Origin of the sequence: uncultured Ruminococcus sp. (genome assembly GCF_946415235.1) — a bacterium.
Lineage (GTDB): Bacteria > Bacillota > Clostridia > Oscillospirales > Ruminococcaceae > Ruminococcus.
In genome coordinates this window covers 1-11834 of record NZ_CAMKRR010000090.1, presented here as the reverse complement: position 1 = coordinate 11834, position 11834 = coordinate 1, and the positions used below count along the sequence as shown (strand labels likewise).

Sequence of the window (11834 nt, the reverse complement as noted above, 5' to 3'; positions counted from 1 at the left end):
GGAGGTCCTCAATGTGCATTGCGCACAATATATATAATCCTAATCTTCTAAATGTCAAATAGTCATTAAGCGGGTAGAATCAGCTTCTATAAAAAATGCTCCTTGTGCTCAATTAAGCTAATTGTAACAAAACAGGCAGATATTTCTCAGAATGAAAATCTGCCTGTTTTATATTGTGGTTTTATAGAAATGAATATCAAATACCGCACCGTGAGGCTTGCGGTTGGATGCTTTCAGGCTTCCGTCCTGTGCTGAGATGACCTTCTTTGCAAATGCAAGACCGATACCGAATCCGTTTTTCGTGTACTCGGAAGAACGATAGAAACGCTCGAATATATGTGGCAGTTCCCCTTCCGGGATGCCTGTTCCGGTGTCAGCAATTGTGATATTGGATGAAATATTGCTGCCATTTGCCGTCACAGTGACCGTACCGCCTTGTGGCGTATGCTCGATCGCATTTTTCAGTAGATTCACGACTGCCTCGGATGTATAATGCATATCGCCGATGAATTCGGGGTCTTCATTGTTTTTTGTCCTGATCTCCACGCCTTTCAGTTCTGCCATTACCGATACCATTTCAACAGACTTTTCTATCAGCTCGCGGCATGAAACCGCGTCCTTTGCAAATTTTACCGCATCGGCATCTATCCTGGAAATGCTCAGCATAGTTTCTATGAGCCATTTCATACGTGCCAGCAGCTCATACAGGTCGCGCAGATACTCAACGCGTTCCGTGTCCGTCAGGTCGGAGGAGCGCATAAGTCCGAGTATCATCATGACGGAAGTAAGCGGTGTGCGCAGCTGGTGGGAAATATCCTCCAGTGCTTCTTTTGCGAACTGCTTTTCGTTTTTCAACTCTGCATTCTGCTCGCGCAGACGAATCGTCATTTTATGAATTTCCGCAGAAAGCACGCTCAGTTCGCCCTCTTTGTATTCGTCAAACGAGATGAGGTCATCGCTGCGAAGGATACCGTCAATGTTATCGCACAGCTTCATGACCTTGCTGCGCCGCTGAGCAAACAGCAGCTCATAAAAAACAAAGAACACCGCCGAAGTAACTGTCACCATGACTGTGCACGGAATGCTGAAAAACAGGCAGGGGATAACCAGTGCGGCGGTCAGGAGAACGTGAATGAGCCTGCGTTTTTTATCTCTCATTCATCCACCGCCTTGTAGCCGAGACCTCTGACAGTGACGATGATATGCGGATCCTGTGGTTCTGTTTCGATTTTTTCACGAAGACGGCGAATATAAACGCTCAGTGTGTTATCGGAAATGAACTCCTTTGTCAGCGACCACAGCTCCTCCGCAAGCCTGTCACGGGATAACAGCTGATTCTTGTTGGAGAAGAACACCAGCAGCAGTCGGTATTCGAGCGCGGACATTGCTATCTCGCTGCCATTTTTTCGGACAATGCCCTTGATCGGGTCTATCGTCACATTGCCGCAACGCAAAAGCGGAGAGGTCTTCTGTGCCCTGCGCATGACATTTTTCATACGTGCAAGCAGCTCGCGTGTGCCAAAGGGTTTTCCGATGTAATCATCTGCACCAATCTCAAATCCAGCGACTGTGCAGGCTTCGTCTGCCGATGCGGTGATGAAAATAACCGGCGTATCATTCTGCGCCTTGATCGCAGCACAGACTGAATAGCCATTACCGTCCTTCAGAGAAATATCGAGCAGTACACAGCCATATGTGTTTTCTTCAAACAGGCGCATGGCGTCCTTTTGTCCGTTTGCATAATCTGTGGTATAGCCCTCAGAATTGAGAAACCGCATCAGAAATCTCGCAAGCTGTTCATCATCCTCTATCAGCAATATTTTCGGCAATTTCGCCACCTCCAGTTCTGTTTCTATTATAGCATACTCTGCCTGTGAATGCAAACGGACGGCAGGAAAACCGTCCGCTTCGTGTTATTCTGTTGTCTCTGCAAGAAAGCCGAGTATGGAGCTTGCTATTTGTTCAGGCTCCTGTGCGTAGAAAATACCGTGGTCACCCGCAACGTATTCCAGCCTGCAATTACCGATCTTATCCATAAAATCGTCCTCTTCTGTTTGGGCTTGTTCTATCTCCCATTCTATCTGTTTCCATTCTGCTCTTGCGGCAGTTTCAGGATCGATGTTAAACGCCTTGCCTTCTGCCTCGTGGTCTGCTTTCATGCGTTCAAGTGAAGCACGTACATCTGCTTCGCAGGTGTAGAGCGTGGAGAAATAAAGCTTAGGGGTGTCGGTCGGGTGAAGTATCTCTCCCATATGCGTTACCTCCTGCTTTTCAAGCAATATTTCTGAAGCAAAGGCGGCAGTCCAGAAGCGGTTATTGCATAGCTTTGGAAGTCTGAGCTGCTCGTCTGAAAATGTTGCAGCGCCCTGTGTTGCTCCGCCGTCGTAGTTCCTATCGGGAAAGAGTCTGTTCATCCCGAGCCATGTACGCAGGACCAGTCTGCGCATAGCTGTACGTCCTGCATCTTCGGAAGGGAATTCCTCCTCGACGGTATAGGTTTGCCAGAGTTCGCTTTTCGGCGGAATCGAGCCGTCAAGAATGACAATCGCTTCCACTTCATCGGGGTACTGCATTTCCCAGTACAGCGCATATAAATCGGCGATGGAATGTGCCATCAGCACATAAGGTGCTTCAAAGCCTGCATTTTTCAGTCCCGTGCGGTAATCTTCAACGATCTGTTCCACGGTCTGCGGTTTCAGAGAATCGCCGCTGAATCCGTAGCCTGCACGGTCGGGATAAACGAGCATATTCTCCTTGCCGAGCAGCTCATTCAGCTCGGTCGTCTCAACAGGAAAGGCATAACTTGCCTGTCCTGCAAGCCCGACAATAGTATGCCTGCCGTGTTCCGCACCAGTGGAGTAAACGTTCATCTTAAAGCCGTTTGAGTCCACAAGGTTGAGGTATCCTGCCTTTTCGTATTCTTTCCTGTCATGCAAATATGATACAACAGAATAGGTACGCAGACCTGTGATAGCGATAACAACTGCACTCAGAACTGCTATCACGCTATTTCGGAGAATATGCGATCTCTTCGCGTCGAGCTTTAGCTCCGAACCCTTGATCTGGTCGGAGAGGCTGTCGCTGTTCTGTGTGTGCAGCATGACAAGTGAAGTCACGCAGCCTGCTGCAAATGCGGCAATGGAAGAGAGGACAATCCGGACAAACGGCTTGACGGGATCGATCTGAACCATAGAAATCAACATTTTTCTGGTTTCTTCGCTCTCGTCTACAAAAGAAGCATTGATGAGCGCTTGTAAACCGGTTTCCGTGCCGAAGATGATGAGCGCGCAGATGATCGCGGATATGATCGCCGCCGCACCTGCAAATTGCAGGCACTCGATGATCGCCATGCGGTCAAGCTGTTTGTCGGTCATGCCGACGCATTGCAGGGATGCCAGTTCGCTGCGGCGGTTTGCGATACCCGTGGAAATAATATTCATCAGATTGATGAGCGCTGCCAGAGCAATCAGGAGATTGAGGATCAGCACACCTGCACGGACTGTTGCCAGAATACTGTGCGTTTTCCACTTTATATTGTATAAACTCGATTCAAAATAGTGTTTTTCATCCTCTGGTAAAGGAATGACATCAGAATGCTCCCTGAACCAGTCCTCTGCTTTTTTCATGTCGGCAGCATTGTACTGATAATCATCCGCGCTGCTCCCCACAAAGGAACAATCCACATCTGCAAACCATAAATATAAGCCAAACCAGTCTTCTGCGATCTTTTCATGCGTCTCGAATGCGCCGATCAGCAAAACATCACCAATATTACTGCGTGTGAATCCTTTCACTTCTTTTGATACTGAGCCGATGATATCGACTGTATGCTCCTTTTTTTCCTGGCCCCAGATTTTGACGAGCTCCTTGTAGCTTATATTCGCAATATCTGTGCCTTCCGGCACCGTTGTGCAGTAACTGAAAAGCCGCAGAGAGCCGCTTTGCAGCTGATCGACATACTTTGCGCAATCCTTGCAGGCGGAATTATATACATATCCGCCGGAGCTGACCAGTTTGTCATAACTGACCGGTGCATCTGCTCCGAAAAACCGCGTGTAGGCCTCCCTGTTCATATAGCAAACACTCACTGCCTCCTCGGAATCTGCAAACTGAAAATTTTTGTTTGCAAAAACAGCTATATGTTCAAACAGTCCGCTGCCGGAAAGCGCCTCGACTGCTTCTCCGTAGCTGATGCCTTTCTCAGGATTGCCGATCTCAAATTGAAAGTCAATATTGGCTGCGCCTTCTTCGCTTTCGCTGTCTCCCCACATAATAAGAGCGGTATGTTCGGTGATGCTGCGCTCGACTGTTTCCGTCATTGTGGAAAACAATGCAAACATTGTGATCGAAACGGTCAGCGTCAGCACCGTGATGACAAAGCGCTTTTTCTGCCGCCTTGCATTTCGGGAAGCGATACTGCCTGAAACGCCGAACAGCAATCCCGAAAGAGAGTGCCGCTTGATCTTCTCCACATTGTTTGCACGAGTCGTAATTGCTTCCATAGGTGTCTTTTTGATGATGCGCATTCCAACGCCGTAAGCGGAGAGAAATACCCATACCACGCCGACAGCCGCCGCAACAAGCAGCATTTTCCAGTCAATGCTGAACGGAAGATAGATCTTAGCATTTGTCATTCCCTGAAACAGATCGGAAAGTCCCGAGGCAAGCAGTACGTTATACATCAAATAGGCAAGCCCGATACCCGCCATTAGTCCGAACGGTACACCGATGATACACAGCCGCAGTCCTTCATAGGTGATGATCCTGACGATCTGCTCGGGCGTTGCGCCGATGGACTGCAAAACGCCGTAGTGACGCTCACGCTCCTTTGACGAGACTTCAAACGCCGTGTCGATAATGAGACGAAGCGCAAATGTGATAAGCACGGAAAAAATGAAGAAAATACAGAAGATACGCAGCTTGAAGAGGTGTGCGCCGTCGCCGATGCCATCTATCATCATTAGGTTATCGTTCCATTCATAGGCGCCGTGCATACTGTTGTTTTTGCTTCTTTGATATTGCTGAGACGCGCCGATCTGCTCGGCTACATTCATCAGCCATGTTTCGCGATCGCCGATATCGCTGCCGAATAACACAGCAGCCCTAACAGTGCCGTCCTGTGTGCGGCTGAGCTTCACAGAGCGGACTTCCTCGAAATCCGCCATTGCTTCGCCCTGTTCTTCGGTCAGCTCGCTGAAAACCAGATGATATGGTGCATCACTGTAATAGGTATTCTCAAGGCAATTCATGCAGACGCTATAGAGATTAAAAACCATCGCAATGATTGCCACGGCAGCGATAATGCTGACACTGGTAAAGACCGACTGCCGCTTCTGAGATTTGATATAGCGGGATGCAAGCAGGTTTTCATATCTCATTGCTGTCCGCCTCCCCCTTCGTGGAATTGCCCTCGTCCGATATGATTTTACCGTCACTCAGTACAATGACCCGGTCGCATTGCTCGGCTATTTTCTCATCATGTGTGATAATGATGATAGTCTGCTTTAACTCCTTATTAGAGCGGCGAAACAGTTCCATAATCTCAGCGCTGTTCTTGCTGTCAAGATTGCCGGTCGGCTCGTCCGCAAGGATGACCTGCGGAGAAGTAAAAAGCGCTCTGCCGATGGATACTCTCTGCTGCTGCCCGCCAGACATCTGAGAGGGAAGATGATCTCTGCGTTCTTTCAGTCCGAGCATATCGAGTGTTTTTTCGAGATGCTCCTTATCGGGTTTCCGACCATCCATCATAACAGGAAGCGTGATATTCTCCTCGGCAGTCAGGACGGGAATCAGATTGTAGAACTGATAAATCAGTCCGACCTGCCGTCTGCGGAAAATTGCAAGTTCACGGTTGTTCTGCTTAAAGACATCCTGCCCGTCCAGATATATTTTCCCAGATGTGGGGCGGTCGACTGCGCCGATCATATGCAACAGTGTGGATTTGCCGGATCCGCTTGCGCCAACGATCGCGACCATTTGTCCCTTCGGAACACTGAAAGACACACCGTTTACCGCTTTGACTTCATTTTCTCCTTTACCGTATACCTTGTAAAGATTTTCAACTTTTAACAGTTCCATAACGATACCTCCTGTTCTTTTGATTCTATTATAGCACGTTTATATGACAATGGCATTATCTGAATCTTACAGTTTTGTCATCTTTACACATCAGTTCATTTATTATACTGACAAAGAAAAATCCCGACACTTACTGTATCGGGATTGTTGTCCTATTCGGTTTAAGTATGTTTTCTTCGTTAAGGACCGTGAACATTGAGGAGAGACCCTTTTTCAAAAGGTTCCTCCTCAATAATAGTTATAAAAGCTTCTGTATGAGTATAGCACTGATACTGTCCGCGGATATTTGCATATATCGGCATATCATTAGTTCGCATAAGAGTAGCTGCTTATTTTCCATTCGCCGTTTTCCTTTACGAATACAGCTGACAATCTGCCTTGTGCTTCTATAAAGCCTGTATTGTAAGTCGTTGCGGTGAAGCTGTTTTCCGTTGCATCGGTGATATAAACTCCGCCGCTTGTATCAAAGCCGAATGAACCTCTTACACCGTCAGCTTCATAAAGCACACCGTCTTTTTCCTTGAAACGTGCTTCGAGCTCTCCTGTAAAGAAGTTTTTAACTTCGCCTGTAAAGCTGCTGTTTAAACGCTCCCTGAGCTCGGACATTGAACCGATCTTCGAGAGGTCTGTTACCCTGTGGTATTCTATACCGTTTTCGACGAACGCAACTTCATCTTCACGGTCAGTGATGGTTGCACAAAGGAAGTCTGTCTCTGTGAAAATATCCATTTTTTCAATAGCTATCTCGGCGTATGTCCTGCTGTTTGTTCCGCGGACTATACGTGCCGCGTCGCCGTTTCCGAAATGGAACTCGTCGGTATCTGTATAGTAAGCTATGTGACCTGCGAAGGTATCACCCGAGAATTCAAGACCGAATATCTCCGAGCCTCCTATCGTTTCAGTGTGATTTTTGATCGTACCGTTTGAGATGTTGCCGTTTTTGTCGGTATAGGTGTAGGTCGCATCGCCGAAAATATCCACAGTGCCCGTATCCGTTCCGTCATAGTGAACGTGGTTCGTAGGTGATGTCTGATATCTCCATCTGCCGACATATGGCTTTATGAACTCTGTATCCGCGGCTTCTTCCGAAGCAGGTTCGGTCACGGTCTGAGTAACAACTGCATCAGATGTGCCTGATGTGCCCGAAACAATAGTAACAGTGGTTTTTATGACGGCATTATCCATTTGTGTGGACGCAGACGAAGTACCTGTTAATGTTGTAGCAGTAATAGCAGGCGGTGTCTGACTGTCGGTGTTGGTTATCTTTTTGTTTCCCTTTATCATCACGGTACTTCCGACAGCGATACCTGCAATGAGCACGATCGAAGCGGCTGTGCTGAGAGTAGTGAGCCATACAGGCCTTCTGCTGCGCTCAACGCCTTCGACGGTATCGTTATCTGTCATTTTTATATTATTATCTCTCTTTGTTCTTTCTGCGCCCTTTTTCATCTTTCTGAACTTCTTCTCGCTCATGGTATATATCCTGTCGAGCTGCTCATCAGAGATCTCAGGGCATTTCTCGAAAAGTCTGTTCATTGAATCATACTCCGCATCTTCAAGAATGTCGAATATTTTTTTCTCTTTCATATCCTTTACCTCCCCTTAAAGTGTTATACCGATCTCCAAGAGCTTTGCGCGAAGCTTATCCATAGCTCTTGAGCATCTCTGTCTTACCGCAACGGCGCTCATTGACAGGTCATGGGCTATTTCCTTGGAATTTCGGTTATAATAGAACTTCTGTATAAGTATAGTTGAATCGGGATCGCCCAGCTCGTCTATCTTATTGAGGAGTACGCGTCGGAGTTCAGAACGGTCAACGTGCTCGTCAACACTGAAGTCAGAGACAAACTCCATCATTTCGTCCTCGTCGCTTTCGGCAAAATGACCTGCTCTTGCGGTCAGGCTCCTGAAGCTGTCTATAGCCTTTCTTTTTGCGATAGTGCCGATAAGATATCTTATATCGCTGTCCGAAGAGATATCGAACTCGCATTTCATAAAGATATCTGCAAAGACATCGCTGACACATTCCTCTATATCTTCATTAGTGCCGCAGCCTCTCAGCTTGTTGTAAACAATGGCATAGACATATCTGCCGTATTCTTTGACAAGTACCTTATGACAGGCGACAGGTGAACTTTTCATCATATCTGTCAGTTCTCTGCTTGTCATTTTCATTCCTCCCTGCGATTTATTTTGTAAGGCCGACCTTTCATAAACAACAATCGGAAAATAATCATAAAGTGTTACACGAACAGATAGTTTTCAGCAATATTTTTTCTGCCGACTTATTTCCTGTTTATTCACAAACAATAAATGCAGGGGACAGCGCCCCTGCATAAAATGTTAAAGCTTTCCATAACCTTTTCGGGTGAGACGTCAGTCTGCGCCGCCGCCTCCGCAGCTGCTGCAACTGCTACAGCTGCTGCAACTGCTGCAACTACTACAGCTGCTTCCACTGGAAGTGTCGGAAGTGCTTGAAGCATACATTGATGTTATATAGCTGAATGCGCCGTGCATTCCCGCATACAGGCCGAATATCTCGGCATTGTATTTACCTGTGTCCACGGAGCTGAACTTTGAAGCCATCATTTCGAGAACGGGATAAGAGTCTATAGTGCCCGTCCTTTGGATTATACCGAGACAGTCGCATGGATTGATATTAAGATCCATGTATTTTCCGTAGTTTACCCATAAGCCGATGTCATTACGGAGATTTTTCAGCGAGCCCGACTCCTTCATCTGCTTGTAGATCTGAGATTTGGTTACTGCCTTATGATAAGCAGTGCTCCATTTCATAAGCTTGTTTGCAAATTCCGAATATCCCGTGAAGTCGCTTATATCATTGCAAAGCTGGTCAAAGGGTATCTCATCGGGAGCTTTCAGCTTTGAAGTGTTTACGGACTCATACAGTATACGTATGAATTCTTCGTCGAGCTCTCTTGTCTCGTTGTAATAGCTGTCCGCGCTGCCGTTCTGATGTATCCTGAAGCTGTTCTCTGTGATTTCGATATAGCCTTTTTTCACAAGGTCGAATATCTCAAGATAGAATATGCGTGAATAATAGTCGCCCCTGCTGCAGGTGTAAAAGGGGTATATATAGCTGTACCATAAATAGGGGAGCACCTCGGCTCCGATACGAGCTGCCGCATTGCTGAAGCAGTCGGGATCCTTTTTGAGAATTCTTTTTATCTTACCCTTTGTGGGAGCTTTTAATATAAGGAGTATTACTGCCGTTATGAAGATCGCGATGCCTGCCAGGGGACAGAGCCATGAAAAAATTCCTATGCCTATGCCAAGAAATGCCATAGCACCGCTGCTGCCGCCGCCCGAACGCTTCGGAACGTCAATACTGCCGAGGCTCGGGAGAATGTCGAAGTATTCGTCTGCCATTTCGACGTTTAGCTTATACATACCCGATACGTTTGAAGTCTTTGAAGAAGCCGTGTTCCCGTTTAAAGAAGCCTGTCCCTTGCTGAGGGTGATATCCGCGGAATAGTCATTTGCGGGGAGCTCTACCACGGTCTTTACCGAGCCGACTGTTTTGGGAAAGTTTTCGCCTATAAGTCTTACCGCGAACTTTGCTCTGCCGCTGCCGTCGCTTTTTACCGCGTCTTTGATATTGTATTTTATCTCATACTCCACAGTTTCTCCCGAAGCGTGCTGATACCAGCTGACAGTGAACCTGTCGCTTTTTGATTCAACGTAGTAGCTTCCGTCCGCCCTGTTATCGCCTGACTGATACTCTGCGGTCTTTCCGTTTATGGCAGCGCCCATAAGGTCGATGCTCCTGATGTATTCCAGAGCGTTGTTCGGGTTATAGATATCCTTGTAGAATCTTGAAAAATCACCTTTGTGATATGTAACGTCCCACTTTTCGCAAACGACGGCGTCGCCGCTTTTTGTCAGAGTGACCCTGAACTCGGCACCGTCTACCGAGTAGGATTTATTGTCTGCAAAAGCGCATAAGGGGCAGACAGTGAAAGCGATGATAAATAATGCTGCCAGAACAGCGAGCAGTCTTGCTGATTTAGTCCTGATAATTCCGATCATAGTTTTTTCTCCTGTCGTAATGTAAAAAGGCTTCAGTATTTGTAATAGCAATTGATATCCTTGTTCCTGAAATCGCCTGTTACAACGTAGGTCAGGCATTTTGCCCCGCCCCTGCACAGCAGTGCATTGGGACACGGCAGACATTCTTTGGGTATTCTTTGTTCGCGCAGCTCATGTATGAGCTCGCTTTTTTCGCAAAGCTCCGTCATATCCTCCTCAAGGCAGCTGCCTATTGGTATGGGCAGGCGTCTGCACGGCAGCAGAGTGCCGTCCGCAAGAAGTGTAAGGAGAGTTTTCCCTGCCGAGCACTGATAGTAGCAGTTTCCACCCTCAAGGAACTGTAATGAACGGTTGAGGTGTACATCTGTATGTGTGAAAAGGCATTTCCGTTCATGCTCTTTGGTCAGTATACGAATTATATCGCGGTATTCGTCGGTAGACAGCACGTTTTCGCAGCTGCTTCCCATAGGTATCAGTCTGTCCGCCCAGAAGCGGTCAATGCCTTTTTTGCGGACAATGCGGATAACGTCCTTCAATTCGGAGTAATTCCGCTTATGGCAGGTAAATGCAGCCATAGTCTGTATGCCCCGCTTGCCAACAAGCTGAAGGCCGCTGAGGGCTTTCTGAAAATTACCTTTTCCGCGGACGCTGTCATGAGTAGCCTCTGTACCGTCAATGCTGACCTGTACGAACGAGAGCCCGCGAAAAAGCCGGAGCGTATCAGCTGTTTTATCGTCGATGAGAGTGCCGTTCGTCAGCAGTCCGAAGGTAATGCGGTGCTCGTCGCAAAGCCTCATAAGGGGAAAGAGGTGCTCGGAAAGAAGAGGTTCGCCGCCTGTGAAGTTGATATGACCGCGGAAAGAATACTTCCCGCAGAAACGGACATACTGCAAAAAAATGCGTTCAAGTTCCGCGAATGAGAGCTCCGAGCCGTATTCGTCCTGATAACAGTGACTGCACCTCAGATTGCATCTGTGGGTGATATGCCACTGCATGACGTGTTTGTTTTTTTGTTCCTGCATAGGCAACACTCCTGTCGTAAGTATTATATCATTATGTCGGAAATTTGTCAATGTATGCGGAAATTTCGCCTTTATTGCAGAAAACAAAAAACAGGCGGATATCCGCCTGTTTTTGTTTTTATCCGATAGGTATTATGGGCAGCTCGATAGGAGCATCGTCCTCCGATTGCGGGAACGTGAACTGCTCTGCATTTTCCGAGGTCGTATCCGTATCGCCGGCCTCGGGCAGGATAATGCCCGAATCCATGAGCGCGGCTTCATCGGAGATGTCTGATGCGGCAGCCTCCGAGCCTGCGGCAGTTGTTGTAACAGCGCTAACCTTTGATGTCGCAGTCGTCGTTACAGTTGTTGAAGTGACCGATGTTGTCTCCGCAGCAGTTGTGGTCACAGCAGTTGTCTCCGCGGAGCTGCTTTCGGTTTCTGTGCTGTTTCCGCTGTTGCAGCCGCATAGCGTGAGAGCTGCTATCAGCATAACAGGTAATGATATTTTCATAGCTTATCTCCGTAATATAAAAGTATGCTTAAACAATGGCAGCCCTTTGCGGACTGCCATTACACGTTACTGCGGTTCGAGCTCTGTATCGCTTGAAGCGATGCCTAAGCTTACAGTGATAACGTCCTCACTGTCGAATGTGATTATCTCCATTTCGGGAGCTGTGTACTGTGCTTTCATGCTGTGACCTC

10 protein-coding genes are annotated in these 11834 nt (G+C 47.4%); all 10 read right to left on the bottom strand.

The annotated features are described in order from the left end of the window. Nucleotides 1-168 precede the first annotated feature (168 nt). Nucleotides 169-1158, bottom strand: a complete 990-nt coding sequence (locus Q0R37_RS12670) for a HAMP domain-containing sensor histidine kinase (protein ID WP_294754858.1) — start codon at nt 1156-1158, stop codon at nt 169-171. After that, nucleotides 1155-1829 carry a response regulator transcription factor gene (locus Q0R37_RS12665; RefSeq protein ID WP_294754857.1) on the bottom strand — a complete coding sequence of 225 codons (675 nt, stop codon included), beginning with the start codon at nt 1827-1829 and terminating at the stop codon, nt 1155-1157. Before Q0R37_RS12665 ends, Q0R37_RS12670 begins: the two co-directional genes overlap by 4 nt. Before the next feature lie 84 nt (nt 1830-1913). Beyond that, the gene (locus Q0R37_RS12660; RefSeq protein ID WP_294754855.1) at nt 1914-5378 is read right to left on the bottom strand and encodes an FtsX-like permease family protein; all 3465 of its coding nucleotides are present in this window, start codon (nt 5376-5378) and stop codon (nt 1914-1916) included. Further along, the gene (locus Q0R37_RS12655) at nt 5368-6078 is read right to left on the bottom strand and encodes an ABC transporter ATP-binding protein (RefSeq protein WP_294754854.1); all 711 of its coding nucleotides are present in this window, start codon (nt 6076-6078) and stop codon (nt 5368-5370) included. The genes Q0R37_RS12660 and Q0R37_RS12655 overlap by 11 nt, the downstream gene beginning before the upstream one ends. 179 nt (nt 6079-6257) lie before the next feature. Continuing rightward, nucleotides 6258-6395 carry a hypothetical protein gene (locus Q0R37_RS12650; RefSeq protein WP_294754853.1) on the bottom strand — a complete coding sequence of 46 codons (138 nt, stop codon included), beginning with the start codon at nt 6393-6395 and terminating at the stop codon, nt 6258-6260. Next, complete coding sequence (locus tag Q0R37_RS12645; protein WP_294754852.1) at nt 6385-7665, bottom strand: hypothetical protein; 1281 nt, start codon at nt 7663-7665, stop codon at nt 6385-6387. Before Q0R37_RS12645 ends, Q0R37_RS12650 begins: the two co-directional genes overlap by 11 nt. A 15-nt stretch (nt 7666-7680) precedes the next feature. Then, the gene (locus Q0R37_RS12640) at nt 7681-8247 is read right to left on the bottom strand and encodes a sigma-70 family RNA polymerase sigma factor (protein ID WP_294754851.1); all 567 of its coding nucleotides are present in this window, start codon (nt 8245-8247) and stop codon (nt 7681-7683) included. Between the two features lie 207 nt (nt 8248-8454). Then, nucleotides 8455-10128 (bottom strand): DUF2207 domain-containing protein, encoded by a 1674-nt coding sequence (locus Q0R37_RS12635; RefSeq protein WP_294754850.1) that lies wholly within the window; start codon nt 10126-10128, stop codon nt 8455-8457. A gap of 32 nt (nt 10129-10160) precedes the next feature. Then, entirely contained in the window at nt 10161-11150 is a 990-nt protein-coding gene (locus tag Q0R37_RS12630) for a radical SAM protein (protein WP_294754849.1), read from the bottom strand. Nucleotides 11151-11268: 118 nt separating this feature from the next. Further along, complete coding sequence (locus tag Q0R37_RS12625) at nt 11269-11643, bottom strand: hypothetical protein (RefSeq protein WP_294754848.1); 375 nt, start codon at nt 11641-11643, stop codon at nt 11269-11271. Nucleotides 11644-11834: the final 191 nt, after the last annotated feature.